Here is a 19,159-nt window from a genome sequence, read left to right on the forward strand (position 1 = left end):
ATGAGGCTTATCGCCATGAAATTCCGCGGGTTCGGCCCGTACAAGGGCGAATACGCCATCGACTTCGCCGCGTTGACCCGTTCGCGCATGTTCCTCATCGACGGGGAGACCGGAGCCGGCAAGACCACGATTCTCGACTGTCTCACGTTCGCCCTGTACGGCAACATCTCCGGCAACGAGAAGGACACGTTGGACGCCGGCGGCGACGGCCAGCGCGTGCGCTCCCGGTTCCTCACGGGCGAACGGACCGAAACCTACGTCGATCTGATCTTCCAATCCGGCGATGATTACTACGAGGTGCGACGCACTCCGAAATACGACCAGCCGAAAACCCGCGGCGACGGGTTCACCCCACATAACGCCACCGGCAAGCTCATGAGAATCGACCGCGGCATCGCCGCTCTGACCGAGGCTCCGGGCAATGATCCGGAACGGTACTTCGCCTACGCGGAGGAAGCCGGTCACGCCGAGGCGATCACCTCGCGCGCCGGTGACGTGCGTCCGGAGATCACGCGGATCATCGGGTTGGATCGGGAACAGTTCTCGCGTACCATCATGCTCGCGCAAGGCCAGTTCGCCATGTTCCTGTCCCTGAATCCGGAAAAGCGCACCGAGCTCGTCGAGGACCTGTTCGGCGCGACCATCTACGAGGACATCCAGACCGAGCTTGCGGAGCGCCGCAAAAGCATGAGGGCCGACGTGGAAAAGGAGGGGATCCGTCTCGTCGGTGACATCGCCGCGGCCAGGGCCACCGCCAAGCGCATCCTCGAACAACGAGGCATCATAGGAGCAGATGGCAGCCAGTTGAAGGATGGCGGCGGAACGGAGAACAAGCTTGAGATCCTGTCCAACACGCGATGGGGACTCGATCGTGAGGATGCCGGCAGCCTCGCCTATCCCGCGCGCGAGCCGGACGAGATCCGGCAAAGCCTCCGCGATGCCGTCATCGACATCGACACTGAATGCGATGCGCTGGTACGTGACGGTGAAATGAAGAACACGCAGGCCCGGCGGATGCTCGATCTTGCTCGGGCGCGGCAGACGGACGCCGAGACGCTGCGGGAGGCTGCGGCGTGCGAACTGCGCGACGTCCGGGTGTTGCACGACGTGCAGGCGGATGATCCCGCCATCGAACGATGCCGTCATGATCTGGCGCGCGCCATCGAAGCGCAGCCCATCCTCGCACTTGACCGGGAGACCGGCGTATTGCAATCCGAACAGCAGCGTCTCGTCGACCAAACCACGGCACTGCAACGGCAGCTGGACCAGCTGACGGATCGGGACGATCTGGAACGTCGACGCGAACAGGCGCTTCAAGCCTCCGCCGGCGTCGAAGCGGCCCGCGCCGACCTGGAACGCGCCGACACGCACGAACAGCTCGTCGTCGCCGCCGAACGGGCGGCGACGCAGCATGATTGGGCGCAACAGGAGCTCGACCGGGCGCGCGCCGCCGTCGAACAGGCGCAGCAGGCATCGGACGAGCTGCCGGATCCCGGGCACATCGAACGGGAGTTGCAGCAGATTGCCGAACAGCTGGGCGGCGAACAAGGTCTCCATGCGCGGCTCGACCAGGCCAGACGCGTGCTCGGGCACGCGCGGCAGGTCGAACGGCTCACGGCGGAAGCACCCGCACTCGAACGGCGGCGGGATGAGGCGGAAGCCGCGCAACATGCCGCGGAACGCACCCTGCAAAGCGCCGAAGACGCCATCAGGCGATCGGGTGCCGCCCGGTACGCCGCAACGCTCGAAGATGGCGAACCCTGCCCGGTGTGCGGCAGCACCGATCACCCGCATCCCGCCATCATGCCCGACGATGCGGCCGACGCCAAGGAGATCGTCGAGCTGAAGCGCCGCGTCTCCGAAAAGCAGGCCGCGGCGGAACAGGCGCGTGCCGCGTTGCGTGAAGCCGGACGGGACCTCGACGCGCATCGCGAGCACAGCGAGGGGCTCGACGCCGGACAGGCTTCGGAACGGATCGCCGAACTCGAAACCGCCATCGACGCGCTGGACGCGGCGCGCGCAAGACGCGACAAGCTGCGCGATATCCGGAAGGCCATCGACGCCGCCGCACAGGCGGTGCAGCAGATGCGAACCGCGCTCGCCGCCGCCGAAGCGAAGGAGAGTGAAGCCGGAAACGCCGCGAACACCGCCGCGGAACACGCCAGAGGACACACCAAAGCCAGCATCGCCGAGGAACGGGCAGATGCCCGTGCCCGACTGGACAAAGCCAAGGCGCAGGAGCAGGAGGCGGCACGGCTCAAACAGGCCATCGACGAACGCGACGAACTGGAACGCCGATACACGCAGGCCCAAGCCCAAGCGGACGCCGCCGCGCGCAACATTGGCGAAGCGCAGACGAAACGCGACCGCGCGCTCAAGGAAAGCGAACACTTCACCACCATGGACGAAGCGGCCTCAGCCGGACTGGACGAGCGGGAACGCGACGACCTCCGACAACGCATCCGACGCCACGAGGACGCGCTGCACACGGCCGCGGCCAACCTCGTGCGGTCACGCAACGAGCTGAAAGAAGCCCTCACAAGCATCGGCGAAGACGGCATGCGCGAGATGGGCATCGCCGAAACCGCCTTCGACGTGGCGAAACCGCATGCAGAGGGAACAACAGCGTCGCAGACCACCCTCACCGCATACACGGAGGCCGGCGAGCCGACGCCACTGGGCGAAGCGATCGCCGCCATCGACACGGACGCGCTGGCCGCCGCCGTGCAGGAAGCCGAACGGCACGTCGCCGAAACCGGTCGCCGCGTCGGCGCGCTCACCACGCTCGGACAGGACTGGCGGACGCAGGCGGAACGAATGGAACGGGCGGCCGGCCAGTGGGCGCGGCGGACCGCACGGTTCGCGCCGCTGGAGCGCATGGCCGCCCTCGCCAACGGCGACAAAAGCGCGTCAGGCGCCGCCAACCGGCTCACGCTCATCACTTACGCCGTCACCGAACGGTTCCGCGACGTGCTCGACCGCGCCAACGAACTATTGGGCGACATCCAAGGCGGCATCTACGAGCTGCGGCTCGTCGACGACGCCATCGCCACGGGCAACAGGAAAACCGGACTCGACATCACCGTATTCGACCGGCGCACCGAACAGACCCGAAACCCCGGCACCCTCTCCGGCGGCGAGACGTTCTTCGTCTCCCTCGCGCTGGCGCTGGCGCTCGCCGACATCATCCAGGCGGAGAACGGCGGCATCAGCATGGACACGCTGTTCGTCGACGAAGGCTTCGGCACCCTCTCGCAGGACTACCTCGCCGACGTGATGGACATGCTGCGCCGCATCAGCCGCACCCGCGACGTGGGCATCATCTCCCACGTCGACTGGCTCAAAGACCAGATCGCCGAACGCATCAGCGTCAGCCGTGTCGCCCCCGACGGGGAAAGCCGATTGGAGGTGATAGCCTGAAGCCGGCACACGGCAGGAAGGCGGAACGCATATGACCGACCGGAAGAAACTCATCCTCGACCTCGACACGGGCATCGACGACACGCTCGCCATCGCCTACGCGCTCGGCAGCCCCGACGCCGAACTCATCGGCATCACCGGCACCTACGGCAACGTGACCGTCGCGCAGGGCGTGCGCAACGCGCTCGCCGTCACCGAACTGTTCGGACACCCCGACATCCCCGTGCACCGGGGCGTCGACCATCCGATCGCCGCCGACGAGACGAACGGCGGCGACGGCACGTTCACCGTGAGCCGCGGCTCCGCGTTCATCCACGGTCGCAACGGCATCGGCGAAGTCGACATCCCGGATCCCACGCGTGAAGCCGCGACGGAACCGTCCGTCGACTTCATCATCGACGCGGCGGAAACCTACGGCAAGGACCTGTGGCTCGTGCCGACCGGCGCGATGACCACCATCGCCGCCGTACTCGAACGCGAGCCGCGCATCGGAAGCATGATCGGCGGCATCGTGATGATGGGCGGCGCGCTCACCGTCCCCGGCAACGTGAACGCGTGGACGGAGGCGAACATCGCGCAGGATCCGGAGGCCGCCGACCGCATCTTCCGGTCCGGCGCGCACGTGACGATGATCGGGCTCGACGTGACCATGCAGACGCTGCTCACGAAACGCGAGACCGCGGTCTGGCGCGAGACCGGCACACCGGCCGGACGGTTCCTCGCCGACATGACCGATTACTACATCGACGCGTACGCGGTCAGCGCGCCCGGCATGGGCGGCTGCGGGCTGCACGACCCGCTCGCCGTGGCCGTCGCGCTCGACCCGACGCTCGTCACCACGCTGCCGATCAACCTCAAAGTCGACCTGGACGGGCCGACGCGCGGACGCACCATCGGCGACTACGACCGGCTCAGCACGGCCGAGAAGACCGTCGACGCCGCGGTCGGCGTGGACGTCTCCCGCTTCCTCGACGCATTCACGACGCGCGTCGGCGCCGTCGCGGCGGGGGAGCGGTAGGCGGCGCGAACCGCCGCGTGAGGCACGGCACGTGTGGCGGCATGCCTCACACGGCACGGCATGCGGCATGGCATGCGGGCGCGGGACGCGGCGTCTGAGACGCGTCTTGCGCCGGGCATGCGGCGTGCTACGATGTGCAACCGAAGTCAAGGCGTCGATCCGTCATCAGCGGGGAGTCTTCGGAAGAACGGCGTGGATTCATGATTCGCGCTTACTAGAACCGACGGGATCGGCCCGACACAGCCGAACTCAAGCGGTCGCGACGTGACGGGCGTCTCCTGGAGACGCGAATCCACGCGCGGCAAGCGAGGTGGTACCGCGGTGGCGGTGCCGGCGGGACGCACGCACGTCGCCAAGGCGACGGCGTGGGAACGCCGGGACCAAAGTCGTCCTCGTAAAGAACCAACGACGCATTACGAGGAGCCACACGGTGAGCGACAACGTATATCCCAAGGCGAACGAGGGCGGCGAGACCGCGCACGTCGCGCCGAACCCCAGCTTCCCCAACATGGAGGAGACCGTCCTCGACTACTGGGACAAGGACGACACCTTCCAGAAGTCGGTGGAACGCAACCCCTCCGGCGACCACAGCCAGAATGAGTTCGTGTTCTTCGACGGCCCGCCGTTCGCGAACGGCCTGCCGCACTACGGCCACCTGCTGACCGGCTACGCGAAGGACGTGATCCCGCGCTACCAGACCATGAAGGGCCGCAAGGTCAACCGCGTGTTCGGCTGGGACACGCACGGCCTGCCCGCCGAGCTCGAAGCGCAGAAGGAGCTCGGCATCGACTCGGTCGACCAGATCGAGAAGATGGGCATCGACAAGTTCAACGACGCCTGCCGCGCCTCCGTGCTCAAGTACACGCACGAATGGCAGGACTACGTGCACCGTCAGGCCCGCTGGGTGGACTTCGAGCACGGCTACAAGACGCTGAACATCCCGTACATGGAGTCGGTGATGTGGGCGTTCAAGCAGCTGTACGACAAGGGCCTCGCCTACCAGGGCTACCGCGTGCTGCCGTACTGCCCGAAGGACCGCACGCCGCTGTCCGCGCACGAGCTGCGCATGGACGCCGACGTGTATCAGGACCGTCAGGACACCACCGTCTCCGTCGCCGTCAAGCTGCGCGATGAGGACGCCTACGCCGTGTTCTGGACCACCACCCCGTGGACCGTCCCCACCAACTTCGCGATCGTCGTCGGCGCCGACATCGACTACGTCGAGGTCAAGCCCACCGAAGGCAAGTACGCGGGCAAGAAGTTCTACTTCGGCAAGGCCCTGCTGCCGCACTACGAGAAGGAACTCGGCGAGAACTACGAGATCGTGCGCGAGCTCAAGGGCGCCGAGCTGGAGGGCCGCCGCTACTGGCCGGTCTTCCCGTACTTCGCCGGCGAGAAGGCCGAAACCGAAGGCAACGTGCCCGGTCCGAACGGCTACACGATCTTCACCGCCGACTACGTCGACACCGTCGAGGGCACCGGCCTCGTCCACCAGGCCCCCTACGGCGAGGACGATATGAACACGCTCAACGCGAAGGGCGTCAAGAGCACCGACGTGCTCGACGAAGGCTGCCGCTTCACCGCGCAGTGCCCCGACTACGAGGGTCTCTATGTGTTCGACGCGAACAAGCCGATCCTGCGCGACCTGCGCAACGCGTCCGGCCCGCTCGCCGAGATCCCCGAGGAGCGCCGCGCCATCCTCTTCCAGGAGAAGAGCTACGTGCACTCCTACCCGCACTGCTGGCGCTGCGCCACGCCGCTCATCTACAAGCCGGTGAGCTCCTGGTTCGTGTCCGTCACGAAGATCAAGCCGCGTCTGCTCGAACTCAACCAGCAGATCAACTGGATCCCGGACAACGTGAAGGACGGCCAGTTCGGCAAGTGGCTCGCCAACGCGCGCGACTGGTCGATCTCCCGCAACCGCTTCTGGGGCTCCCCGATCCCGGTGTGGGTGTCCGATGATCCGAAGCACCCGCGCGTCGACGTGTACGGCTCGCTCGAGGAGCTGAAGGCCGACTTCGGCGACTACCCGCGCGACAAGGACGGCAACATCAACATGCACCGTCCGTGGATCGACAACCTGACCCGTCCGAACCCGGACGATCCGACCGGCAAGTCCACGATGCGCCGCATCTCCGACGTGCTCGACTGCTGGTTCGAATCCGGCTCCATGTCGTTCGCGCAGTTCCACTACCCGTTCGAAAACAAGGAGAAGTTCGAGCAGCACTTCCCGGCCGACTACATCGTCGAATACATCGGCCAGACGCGCGGCTGGTTCTACCTGCTGCACGTGATGGCGACCGCCCTGTTCGACCGTCCGGCGTTCAAGAACGTGATATGCCACGGCATCGTGCTCGGCTCCGACGGCCAGAAGATGTCGAAGCACCTGCGCAACTACCCGGACGTGAACGGCGTGTTCGACAAGTACGGTTCCGACGCGATGCGTTGGTTCCTCATGTCGTCGCCGATCCTTCGCGGCGGCAACCTGATCGTCACCGCCGAGGGCATCCGCGACACGGTCCGCCAGGTCATGCTGCCCGTGTGGAGCTCCTACTACTTCTTCACCCTGTACGCGAACGCCGCCGGCTACGACGCGCGCCAGCTTCGTGCCGACGAGGTCGCGTCCCTGCCGCAGCTGGACCGCTACCTGCTGGCCCGCACCCGCCGTCTCGTGCTCGCCGCCGAGAAGTCGCTCAACGAGTTCGCGATCTCCGACGCGTGCGACGCCGCATCCGACTTCATCGACGTGCTCACCAACTGGTACATCCGCAACAGCCGCGACCGCTTCCTCGCCAAGGACGAGAACGCGTTCAACACGCTGTACACGGTGCTCGAGGCGTTCATGCGCGTGCTCGCGCCGCTCGCCCCGATGGAGGCCGAGTCCGTATGGCGCGGCCTGACCGGCGGCGAGTCCGTGCACCTGGCCGACTGGCCGTTCGTCGTGGACGAGAAGACCGGCGAGGACACCAAGCTGGGCCGCGTGCTCGTCGACGATCCGGCGCTCGTCGCGGCCATGGAGAAGGTACGCGAGGTCGTTTCCGGCACCCTGTCGCTGCGCAAGGCCGCGAAGATTCGCGTGCGCCAGCCGCTCTCCAAGCTCACCGTGGTCGCCGAGGACGTGGACGCCGTGCGCGCCTACGCCGAAGTGCTCAAGTCCGAGCTCAACGTGAAGGACGTGGAGTTCTGCACGCTGGAGGACGCCGCCTCGCAGGGCCTCAAGATCGTGCACGAGCTACGCGTCAACGCGCGCGTCGCCGGCAAGCGCCTGCGCAAGGACGTCCAGTTCGCGATCAAGGCGTCCAAGTCCGGTGATTGGCACGTCGACGCCGCGACCGGTGCGCCGGTCGTCGAGACGCCGTCCGGCGAGATTGCGCTCCAGGAGGGTGAGTACGAGCTGATCAACCGCGTGGAGGAGAAGGACGCTGCCGAGGAGGCCGTGTCCGTGTCCGCCGCGCTGCCGACCGGCGGCTTCGTGATTCTCGACACCGCGCTCACCCCCGAGCTGGAGGCCGAAGGCTACGCGCGCGACGCGATCCGCGTCGTGCAGGACGCCCGCAAGTCCGCTGGCTTCGACGTGGCCGACCACATCGCGCTCAAGCTCACCGTGCCGGCGGACGCCGTCGCCAAGGTCGAGCAGTTCCGCGACCTGATCGCAGCCGAGACCAAGGCCGACACGTTCGATGTGGTCTCGGGTGAGGAGCTCGCGGCTGAGGTGGCGAAGGCGTGAGGCTTGCGATTACGGCGATGATTGCAGCGCGTGCATGACGTGCGCGACACGCGTGACACGCCGATGAATTGGCTTGATTAAGCCGATATTGAGAAATCCGGATGTCTTGGAGACAGGGCATCCGGATTTTTCTTTTGTTTTTCCGGTGCATATGTACCGGTGCGCTGAGGCGTCCTTATACTGAATCCAACGCCGCGTACAAGGCAGCAGTAAGGAGGTCGATGATGGGTGTCACGTATCGTCGCGCTCGTCTCGGCGTACTCTGGTTTTGGCGGCAATTGCGGTAGGCGGGAACATGGGTGTTCCCCTGAAAGAAAGGTATGACATGGCAGGCGACAAGAAGGGTCTTCGGGAACTGACTCTTGACGACCTGAACAGGGCAGCGAAGCTGGGAGGCCCCAGCACCTTGACCGAGAGGACGCTGTTGGAGCCAGCGGCCGGTATGGATGGCATCGTGGCTCCGGCCAAGTACGCCGGTGGTCGTGGTGCTACTTATGTATTCGAAGACCGGTTTATGCCGCTCGACGAAAACGGGAGGGTGACCGCCTCCGGCAAACCGGCAGGCGATGGACAAGTCAAGAAGGTCGTGCTCATCGATTCCCGTACATCGCAGAACAACCGTGCCGAGGCGTATATCGCCCAAGCCATCGAGAGCGGCCATCCGGTATTCTCTCGGATGCCGCGCATGCGTGTGACGTATGAGTCCGCGGATGAGATGGGTGAGCTGATTGAGCGTTCGGTATACGATGTGACGTTGCCGCAGCGCGCGTTCGATGGGCATATCCGTGTTGGCGAGATTGGAGGGCAGCCTGTTTCCAAGAATCCCGTATACGTCAAGGCCCGTAACGCTACGTTGACTGATTTGATGCCGTTGTTCGATCTGTCTCCCATCACGGTCACCTTCGGCGGATGGGATTCGACGCGTAAGAACAACCAGCTTCGTCTCGCTTCCCCATACAACGGAGAAATCATCGGAGTGGTAGCCCAGCAGGGTAAGGACGCCAGTATCCTGCGTGCTGGTGCTCGAATCGATCCCATTGCGGCTGGCATCAAATTCGATAAAAAAGATGCTGCATCGCTTCTTAACGATATTGGAATGGACCTTAGCGATTCGACAAGAAAATCATTTGAGAAAGATGGTAAGGGATCTCGCATCGGCTTGGGAGCGATTCCGCCGCAAGTAGATGGTCTTGACGGCATCGCCGTCAGCGACATCGTACGTACGCATGTGCTGAGCTTCTCCATATTGCGCACGCTACATTTCGACCGTGGTACCGAAGGCGATCAGGCCATCCGCGTGCTGATTGCCGCGATGATTCTCGACGCCATGGCGGGTAGTAATCAGGAATTGAATTTGCGGGCCAATTGCACGTTGCGTGAGTCCTGTGCTCCCGTGACCATTCTGGATGAACGTTACGGTAAGTCCACCGAACTGGTGCCGCTGTCGCCGGAGCATGCCGATGCGTTGCTGGAGGAGGCGTATGAGCAGGCCCACGTGAAAGCGGGTGTGGACTGGCACGGTCAGACTTTCAACGTCACCGGCAACCCCTTGGTGACGAAGGTGGCCTCGGCCGAGGACGTTGACGAGTAGCCGGAGGCGGGAATGCCGTTCATTATTCGAGTTTCTTTCCTGATGCACACGTATCAGGGAGCGAACGAGACCGGGGAGCCTGAACTCTATCCGTCCCCGGAACGTTTCTACAAGGCCGTGGTGGCTGCCGCCTACAATGCGTTCGGCTTCGAGTCCGAGTTCCGTGGGAACGACCGCACCATGGACGATGCGACGATACGCGACGCGCTCTCGTGGCTGGAAGGCAATCCTCCCGACGCGATTCATCTCCCCAGGGAACGGCACGTGGCTTCGCGTGCCGTCGTGTATCGGAAGCGTGGCAACTGGGATAAGAAGAGCGGCGAGTCCGCGATCAAGGAAGCCCGGGCCTGCTCTTCGGTTGCCTACGATTCCTCGGAAAAGGGCGACCTGATATGGCAGTGGAAGCAAGCTCCGGATGAGCGAGTTGCGGGCGCATTGCGCGACCTGTGCTGGGAGATACCATACCTGGGCGAAGCATGCGCGCCGGTGCGCATTACAACGGATGAGCCTTCCACCTATCCGTTGCCGGAATCATTGGTACGGGAGGAGCACGTCCCGTTGTGGATGCTTCCTTCCGTGACGCAATTCCATTTCCCGCTACCGGGGCATTTGCAGGATCTGCAGCAGGGACATACGCTCGCCTATCCCAAGCGGGTCTCGAAGCCATCCGGCAACGAGACCGAGAAGAACGTGCTCCCCAACGCGTTGTACCCGACTGTCGGCAATGCCGGATACATCCCAGCGAAAGCTCCGACGAAGGAACGGTTCGTCATGCCGTGGAACCGATGCTTCTTCATCCCCGTGACGAGTCCCCAGCAGTGGGCACCTCGGGAGCGTCAACTCGTGGCATGGTCCGTGGCCATGCACCGGTTGCTCGTGCACCAATGGGGATACGGGGCGTCGCCGATGCTGACCGGGCGTTACGATTTCGTGCAGGATTCCAAACAGCGGCCTGCCAACAATGTCGCCATTCACGTATTGACCTCCGATTTCAGGGGAATCGTGGATGCGGAGCTGCAGGACATCCTGCCGGGATTCCTGGTGATGGTGCCGCATGACATGCTTGTGGATGAGGTCGGACGACTCGCCGATGTCTGTGCCTCGCTTGAAGGGAAGCGACTCTTCTTCTCCCGGAACGGGGACACGCTCTACCTTGGAAAGATGCGGGAGACCGATGCCGATAAGATTTGGGCTGCGGTTCCTGAAGGAAGCAAGCGATATTGGATTCCCTATCCGTTGTGCATTCGCGAGACCTATCCCGTCAAGCGTCTTAAAGGACAGGAACCTGTATGGGGAGTCAAAGAAAGCATGGCACTGGCCATCGGACATGTGTTGCGTGAACGATTCGTCGATGATGAGGACACTGGCATAGGCAAAGCCGATGCTACTGAGGGGCGGAGACGGTCCTACTGGTCTCTCGTGAATCGTGTATGCGCAGAGGAATCTCCGGTGAAGATATTCCATGCGCATGCCGAATCCCGTACGTCGATGATTGATTATGTCCACAAGACACAGCCGAGAACGCTTATATCAGGTATGAGCGCATGGCTGCGTTTCGACGATGACGACATGAACCGTACGGTCATGGCCATCGGGCAGAGCCGGCATCTCGGAGGAGGCCTGCTCGTTCCTATCGATATACCGCAAAATCTGATTGACGACTCTGGAAAGCCGGTGGTCATATGACGAACGCGATGCCTATTCCTGGTTCGGTCAGGAAGAAGATCGATACTGAGTTCGACAGATACATCGCCTGTATCCATTCCGGCCGTAAGCCATATCAGTGGCAGTACCGGTTGCTGGACAGCATCATCGATCACGGAAGGTGGCCGGACCGTCTTGAGGCGCCGACCGGTGCCGGCAAGACCATGGTCATCGACATGCACGTCTTCCTGAACGCGTTGGCAGGACTGGCAACGGATTCGGGAAACGAATGGCACGAGCTCCTGTCCGGTACGGAACTGGATCGGCTACCACGTCGTCTGGTGATGACCGTCAATCGACGCACACTGGTGGATGACCAGTATGAGGAGGCCCTCGCCCTGTTGGCGAAGCTCGATGACGCCTCCGCCGATAAGGACGATGATTCCGTTCTGCGGAATATCCGACAAGGCCTTCTGCTCCGGGAATCTTCGGATGGCGGAGACGCTGACGCAGTATCGCGCCCGCAGGCGCTACGTGTCACCCGGTTACGGGGTGGTGAAGCGGTCGACGAGACGACCCGCGAATGGCGATACCATCCGACGGAATGTCAGATTCTGTGCGCCACCCCCGATATGTTCGGCAGCCGGTTGCTGTTCCACGGATACGGTACGCGCGCGGCCGCGCGGCCGATCGAAGCCGGCATGCTGGCATACGATACCGTGCTGGTCGCCGATGAGGCGCATCTCAACCGTCAGTTGGTCGTCACCGCGAAATCCGTCGCGCGTCTGGAGAAGCTGTGCGGCAGTCCTCTTATGGCGTCGAGACCGGTGCTCCAAGTCGTCTCCACGACGGCGACGCAGGACGGTTCGTCCGTCGACGACATCCGCATCGGCGTCGAAGAACCCGACTTCGCAGCGGACTCCGCGCTCGCCGCCCGCATGCTGAAACCCAAGACGGTTCATCTGGTTTCGGGCGGGAAAACGGATAAAGACGTCGTAGCGACGTTGGTGAAGCAGTGCATGAAGGCCATCGAAGCCGAGGATGAACGCGGTGATGAGCGTGGCGTAGTCGGCTGCATCGTCAATACGGTGAAGACCGCGACAGCTGTGCTGAAGGCATTGCGAAAAGAGTACGCCCGTCGGAATGGCGCAGGCGAGCGAGGAAAATCCCAGACGGAAACCGATGCGGGGGAAGCACCTGACTCGAACACGCCGATTCGTGGATTCATCGGCCCCATGCGCCAGTACGACAAGAACCAAATGGTTCATGGACGGATCTTCGACGCCCTGAAAGGGGATTCCGATGCGATCCGGGAGACGGGATTACGATGCGTGGTCGCCACACAGACGATGGAAGTTGGCGTCGACGTCGATTTCGCCTCGTTGATTACTGAGCTTCCATCGGGAAGCGCGCTTGTCCAACGAGCTGGTCGCGTGAACCGCCGCGGCCTGCGCGAGCAGGGCGATATCACCGTGGTGACGCGGAAAATCGACGCCGACCAGACAGTCCCATACCGTGCGGAGGATGTAGAAGAGGCTTTGCATTGGTTGAAACACCTCAGCAAGGATGCTGAAGGACTATCCGCTTGGCGGTGTGCGCAACACCCTCCCAAGCCAGCGACTCCAACGCGCCTGCTGTGGCAACGGCCCGAAATCTGGGATATCGAGAACCTGTCCCACACGGATGAGGAGCTCGCCGCCGACGTGGGGCTCGCCAACCAGGGCAGAGCGGGGCTCGACCTGTGGTTGCGCGACGACCTGTCTCCGGCCAATGGGCCGGACATCGGTCTGGTCGTTCGCGATCTGCCGGCAGACGATGCAACCGCGATCGAGCTGTTGCAGGATATTCCTCCCGTGGCGGATGAATCGTTCCCATTGATGTGGGGGAATATCGACGACATCGGCAAGAGGCTTTCCCCCGACGATGTGGAATCCCGTATCTTCATCATGAAACCGAAGCGGCGTGGGTCGGAATCCTCCATAACCCGCTGGGACGGCTCCGAGAAGCTGACGGATTCGCTGCAGGCGGGCGACATGCTGATTGTGGACTCCACGGCTCCATTGTTCAATGCGGATATGCACATCGTCAGCTTGGATGCCGCTGAGCAAGAGAAAGACGTCTATAACCTCTGCCAGAGCACAGGCGTCGTCATCTCAGCTAATCCCGAAGCCGACCCTACGACCGAGGCTTTGTACGATGCAATCGCCAAAATTCGGGAAAAGGTCCAGAGCGATGGGATACCAGAGACGCAGGAATCCTCCTCTGATTCATCCACCAGCAATGTGGATGATTGTCAACCTTTGGGCGATTTCTCGTCTGAAGTGCGAAATGCCGTACAGGAGGCCAACGAACGGTTTGCCGAAGCCGTTGAAAACGATGATGAAGATGATGCCGGTGTGCCTCTCCTTCCCACGGTGTATCCCGGCGTCGACGCTGTCGATTCGCAAGAGGTGTGGCTGGTGCTGAAGCCGGTCTCCGCTCTTTCCGACGGCAGGGACATGCAGGAGCTGCACGTCTCCAAAGACTTCACGAAGGCCAGCAAGACTGTGTCGTTGAATGATGAGGAGAGCGGACACCAGCCTGCCGTGAAACGCCGTGTGGAACGGTTCGTGTCCGTCCTCGGATTGCCCGAGGGAATGGTCGTCGATTTGAAGATGGCGGCGCTGCACCATGATGACGGGAAGAAGGATTCCCGATTCCAGACGATGCTGAAGCTGCTTTCCCATAATCATTCGGAGGAAGATTTGGCGAAGAGCGGGATTCGTTCCCCAAAGCGCGAGGCGCGTATCCGTCGTGCGCTGAATCTGCAGGGGTGGCGGCACGAGCAGCGGTCCGCGGCGGAGTGCTGGGCGCAGAGAGACGATTTGCAGGCCAATGACATCGAATTGGTGACACGTCTTTCCGGCACATCGCACGGGCATGGCAGGTCATGCTTCCGTGACGATGCCGATACGCTGATTCCCCCAGCGGTGCGGAACCAGGATGACGAGCAAAAGCATGAGCCGTCTGTCGACGCCGTATACGCGTCTGCACGACGATTGTTCGATGAAGGCATATGGGAACGCATCGTCGAGAACACCGACATCCGCTACGGATACTGGGGCATGGCCTACCTCGAGGCGATTCTCCGTTCCGCCGACATCACCGTATCCAAGGAGGGAAACTGATGACCAGTGAACTGGAATTACGCGGGCATTTCAATGACGCGTTCACGCATCTGCTGCTTGTCGGTCTCGCCTCGATTCTCGAGGATGCGGACGAAGGGCGAACATGCGAAATATGGTGGAATGGCAGTGAGCACCACGCCCACATCCGTACTAATGACGATGGTCTGGATTGGAACGCGTGCGCGCATATCGTGCATGAGCATGCGCGCCGCTGGCATGAATCCTCGTGGCTTGGTGCCAACGGAACGTATTCCGGTGGGGCGAAACGGGCGACCCTCAGTCCCCGGCTGGGAATGTCGTCCGCGCATGAGGGATGGGAGTCACTGCAGCACGACAGGTGCGAAGCCATCGACGCATTGCAGACGATACTCGATCGACGATATGTAGGCGCGTTGGGTGAGCCGGCTTATTGGGCTGGTTCCATGGACGCGCAAGGTTATACGCCGGACAGGGGAGCGTCCCGCTGGGAGATGGTTCCGCGCAATCGAGGTCAGGAATTCGTCACCGGTCGTCTGGTGCCGTTGGCGCGAGCGATCGCAAACAGGACAGATGAGCAGATTGCAGAGGGACTGGTCGGCATTTCCGTCGTCGACGAGATCGGCAAGAACAAATCCGACAGCAGGAGCCCCACTGGGCTGCGTCTCCCCTCCACCACCGATAACGCGCAGGTCTGGTGCGCGTTGTTCGGAGTGTCCGCTTTTCCGGTGTTCCGGTCGACCCAGGCGAAACGTGGTCCGACGACCGCGTTGTTCCAGGTCAAAGGACGGAACCCGTTCGCGGTGCTGCCTCTATGGGATGAGCCGTGGACGCTGCAACGGTATCGTGCCGTGGTGCGTAGCCAGGCGTTGCTGGTCGTCGCCTTGGAATCCGTATTGGGTATTCCGAAAGCAGCAGAGAAGACAAAGGAAGGAGAGACGAAGGAAGAAGAGAGGGCGAAAGACGACATCGATGCGCAACTGCTCACGACGGCGAACGTCCAGAAGAGCCGGAAGTGGCTTATAGACAAAGGCGTGGAGACCTGCATGCTGTTTCCCCAGTCGGTGTCCAACAACAAGTCGGCACCCGAACGCTGGCTGCTGCAGGGCAAGGCTCTGTCGTTGCGGTCGGAGGGAGAAGCCCATGGACGATGAGCCGATTCCGATCAGCCTGGTGGCGAACTACATGTTCTGTCCACGTCGCGCATGGCTGGAAGCCGTGGGTGAGAAGGTCGACAGCGCCCAAATGGCCCACGGCATGTACGATCACCGTAAGGTCGACCGTGTCGGGACCATAGGGGATGCCGACGAATACCAGTCGATCGACATCCGTCATGAGACGTGGAACGTATCGGGGCGTCTTGACGCCGCGAAGCTCACCGACGACGGCGTCATCATCCGGGAATACAAGGCCACTCCCGTGAAGCGGGAGATGATCGTCACTGAGGCCATGCGCATCCAGCTGGCATTGCAGGCCGCGTGTCTTGAGGATATGGGGTATCGCGTCGCGCAAACCGAGATATTCTTCACCACGCACCATCGCAACGTTGTCGTCGAACTGGACGAGGACGACTATCGGAACGCACGTCGGGCGGTGGAGGATACGCGTCGCCTCATTACCTCGGACTCCGCGCCGGAGCCACTTGAGGACAGTGCGCGGTGCATGAGATGTTCGCATGTCGGTATCTGTCTGCCCGAGGAACGCAAACTGCAAGCGGTGCCCAGACGGGTCATGGTCGCTTCGCCTGATAATCAGGTCACGCATCTGGCCAGTCCGGGAGCGAAGGCGTTTAGTCGGGCGGGCAGGATGGTGGTCGTCAAGAATGGCGAGGAACTCGCGTCCGTTCCTTTGGACACCATCCAAGGGTTGCAGATTCATGGCAACACGGATCTTTCCAGTGGCCTGATTCGTGAACTGATGTGGAGAGACGTGCCGATTCTGTGGTGCAGTGGGACCGGGCGGCTGTATGGTTGGACGATGCCCTCGTATGGTCCGAACGGTGAGCAGCGCGCTGATCAGCATGTCGCCTCGCGTGAAGGACGGTTAGGACTCGCGCGTGAATTCGTCGTCGCGAAAATCCACAATCAAGCGGTGTTGCTGCGTCGATCCGACAAGGCGAATCCGGCTGTCGGAGAACTTCTCGCAATCGAGAAGACCGCTCGTAATGCGAATCGGTGGCAGGACGTGCTGGGGCTGGAAGGTGAGGCCGCTTCCGTGTATTTCAGTCAGTTCGGGCAGCTCATCAAGCCGGATAAGCGAAACGAATGGCCATGGACGGCACGGAGGAGACGTCCCGCTCCCGATGCCGTGAACGCGTTGCTCGACTATACGTATTCGATGCTGTTGTCGGATTGCGTGCGGGCGTTGATTTCCTGCGGGCTGGACCCTTACGCGGGATTCCTGCACAGCAGCAAGCGCAACAAGCCGGCCTTGGCGCTTGACCTGATGGAGGAGTTCCGCGCTCCGGTGGCGGACTCCGTAGTTCAGACGGTCATCAACAACGGAGAAGTGAAACCTGGGGGATTCTCGTATTCACTGGGATCGGTCCGGCTGAGCGACACTGCACGCAAGTCACTCATATCCGCGTATGAGCGTCGACTGCAGACCGAGTTGACGCATCCGATTTTCGGATATAAGGCATCATGGCGCAGAATCATCGAGATCCAGGCCAGGATGATTCTCGGCTATCTTGACGGAACGCAGCATGAGTACAAGGGGATTCGCATACGATGAGTGACGAGCAGCGAAGCTATCTGATCGCATACGACATCAACGATGACGTGCGGCGTTCGCATGTCGCCAAGGTGCTGCAAAGCCATGGCGAGCGTCTGCAATACAGCGTGTTTCTCCTCCGCATACGTCCTGCGCAGCTGTTGAGACTGCAATCGGCATTGGAACGCGAAATCGATGGAACGTCGGATTCCGTTCTTGTATGCGATGTCGGTCTCAGCAGTCGAACAAAACGGAATCTGACGTTTCTCGGACATCGACGATACGAGGACACCGTGATTCCCACAGTGATTTGAACAGTTGGATCAGTCTTTGAGCATCACGCATGCATGCCGTTTGAAAACTACAGAGAGAGTATGCGGAATATTCTGCGAGAGCTGAATCAGCTGGTATATCCCCCGGAAGCGCTCGCAACCGGTGGCAGTAGGGGAATCCGATTGTGGAACGATTCCCAGACCGAGTGTGCCTATACTGGTACTGGCAGCTCTCGCAAATCCCCGCAGGAGCCCAACTCCCACAGGGATTTGCCACCCGGCTATTCCCGGAGTCTCACTCCGGGAACTTCATTGAGGAGTAGATGTAGTTCAGCCCGTTCGGCGCGAGGTCGGGGATTCCCGGAGTCTCACTCCGGGAACTTCATTGAGGATCACCGGGGAGACGGCGGCGGTCTGCACGCCGTACCGGATTCCCGGAGTCTCACTCCGGGAACTTCATTGAGGAGCGACGCTCGCGCATGCGCGCGACCCGCAGGCACCCGTATTCCCGGAGTCTCACTCCGGGAACTTCATTGAGGAGTGGTCTTGGGTCCCTTGCTCGTGTGTGTCCTGCTCTGATTCCCGGAGTCTCACTCCGGGAACTTCATTGAGGATTCGACCTCAAGGGCGTGCTCGGCGGCAAAGAGGCCAATTCCCGGAGTCTCACTCCGGGAACTTCATTGAGGAGAGGAGGCGTGCGCGGCGGTGCGTGAATTCTACGCGATTCCCGGAGTCTCACTCCGGGAACTTCATTGAGGATCCACGGTCTCCTTGTCGGCGATGGTGGTCGTGAGCTATTCCCGGAGTCTCACTCCGGGAACTTCATTGAGGAGCGAAGGTCCGTTGGGTGCCGGCGGATGAGGCGCGATTCCCGGAGTCTCACTCCGGGAACTTCATTGAGGACGGAATATCGCCGTATTTGGCACGCGTTATATATAATTCCCGGAGTCTCACTCCGGGAACTTCATTGAGGAGGTGCGACCGACGCCGTCGCGTCGAGTCCGTTGGTGGACATTCCCGGAGTCTCACTCCGGGAACTTCATTGAGGAGAGGTTCCAGCCGAGTCGCCATGTGATGCGGCGGGCGAATTCCCGGAGTCTCACTCCGGGAACTTCATTGAGGACGGCATGACCGCGACTGTCGCGGATGACGGGGCTCATTCCCGGAGTCTCACTCCGGGAACTTCATTGAGGATCGGCACTCTGCCAGCTCGGATACGAGCCCAGCGATTCCCGGAGTCTCACTCCGGGAACTTCATTGAGGACAGGCGTTGGACGAGCGGGGCCGACGAATGGCGGAATTCCCGGAGTCTCACTCCGGGAACTTCATTGAGGAGCGTATGAACTGCACGCGGCGGGCGGCGGCTGTCCGATTCCCGGAGTCTCACTCCGGGAACTTCATTGAGGATGCCAGGCGGCGGCGAAGCTCCACGGTGCGACGCTGTAATTCCCGGAGTCTCACTCCGGGAACTTCATTGAGGAGTGAAGACCGGCGACGGACGCGGAACGGCCTACTGATTCCCGGAGTCTCACTCCGGGAACTTCATTGAGGAGTGAAGACCGGCGACGGACGCGGAACGGCCTACTGATTCCCGGAGTCTCACTCCGGGAACTTCATTGAGGATCTTCCGAG

Annotated in this window: 9 protein-coding genes and 1 CRISPR repeat array (1 of these 10 only partly in view); all 9 genes read left to right on the forward strand. The window is 62.1% G+C overall.

Features of this window, described 5'->3' with window-relative positions; all coding sequences use genetic code 11:
• Positions 1-3,420: an AAA family ATPase gene (locus AC1AYP_RS09330; RefSeq protein WP_476547656.1), complete on the forward strand. Its 3,420-nt coding sequence runs from the start codon at positions 1-3 to the stop codon at positions 3,418-3,420.
• Between the two features lie 31 nt (positions 3,421-3,451).
• The gene (locus tag AC1AYP_RS09335) at positions 3,452-4,438 is read left to right on the forward strand and encodes a nucleoside hydrolase (RefSeq protein ID WP_476547658.1); all 987 of its coding nucleotides are present in this window, start codon (positions 3,452-3,454) and stop codon (positions 4,436-4,438) included.
• Between the two features lie 430 nt (positions 4,439-4,868).
• Positions 4,869-8,165, forward strand: a complete 3,297-nt coding sequence (gene ileS / locus AC1AYP_RS09340) for a mupirocin-resistant isoleucine--tRNA ligase (protein ID WP_476547660.1) — start codon at positions 4,869-4,871, stop codon at positions 8,163-8,165.
• A gap of 325 nt (positions 8,166-8,490) precedes the next feature.
• A complete protein-coding gene (locus AC1AYP_RS09345; protein ID WP_476547662.1) occupies positions 8,491-9,756 on the forward strand; it encodes a type I-G CRISPR-associated protein Cas7 in 1,266 nt (421 codons plus the stop codon).
• Positions 9,757-9,768: 12 nt separating this feature from the next.
• On the forward strand, positions 9,769-11,442 hold the full coding sequence (gene csb2, locus AC1AYP_RS09350) for a type I-G CRISPR-associated protein Csb2 (protein ID WP_476547663.1): 1,674 nt from the start codon (positions 9,769-9,771) through the stop codon (positions 11,440-11,442).
• Positions 11,439-14,567 carry a type I-G CRISPR-associated helicase/endonuclease Cas3g gene (gene cas3g, locus AC1AYP_RS09355; RefSeq protein WP_476547665.1) on the forward strand — a complete coding sequence of 1,043 codons (3,129 nt, stop codon included), beginning with the start codon at positions 11,439-11,441 and terminating at the stop codon, positions 14,565-14,567. Before csb2 ends, cas3g begins: the two co-directional genes overlap by 4 nt.
• A complete protein-coding gene (locus AC1AYP_RS09360) occupies positions 14,567-15,697 on the forward strand; it encodes a hypothetical protein (RefSeq protein ID WP_476533141.1) in 1,131 nt (376 codons plus the stop codon). Before cas3g ends, AC1AYP_RS09360 begins: the two co-directional genes overlap by 1 nt.
• Positions 15,687-17,276, forward strand: a complete 1,590-nt coding sequence (gene cas1 / locus AC1AYP_RS09365; protein ID WP_476547667.1) for a CRISPR-associated endonuclease Cas1 — start codon at positions 15,687-15,689, stop codon at positions 17,274-17,276. Before AC1AYP_RS09360 ends, cas1 begins: the two co-directional genes overlap by 11 nt.
• Positions 17,273-17,569 (forward strand): CRISPR-associated endonuclease Cas2, encoded by a 297-nt coding sequence (gene cas2 / locus AC1AYP_RS09370; protein WP_476533138.1) that lies wholly within the window; start codon positions 17,273-17,275, stop codon positions 17,567-17,569. The genes cas1 and cas2 overlap by 4 nt, the downstream gene beginning before the upstream one ends.
• Before the next feature lie 241 nt (positions 17,570-17,810).
• Positions 17,811-19,159: a CRISPR direct-repeat array (repeat unit 36 nt; unit sequence ATTCCCGGAGTCTCACTCCGGGAACTTCATTGAGGA); it runs 2,091 nt beyond the window's last position.

The organism is Bifidobacterium sp. LH_424 (genome assembly GCF_056356895.1).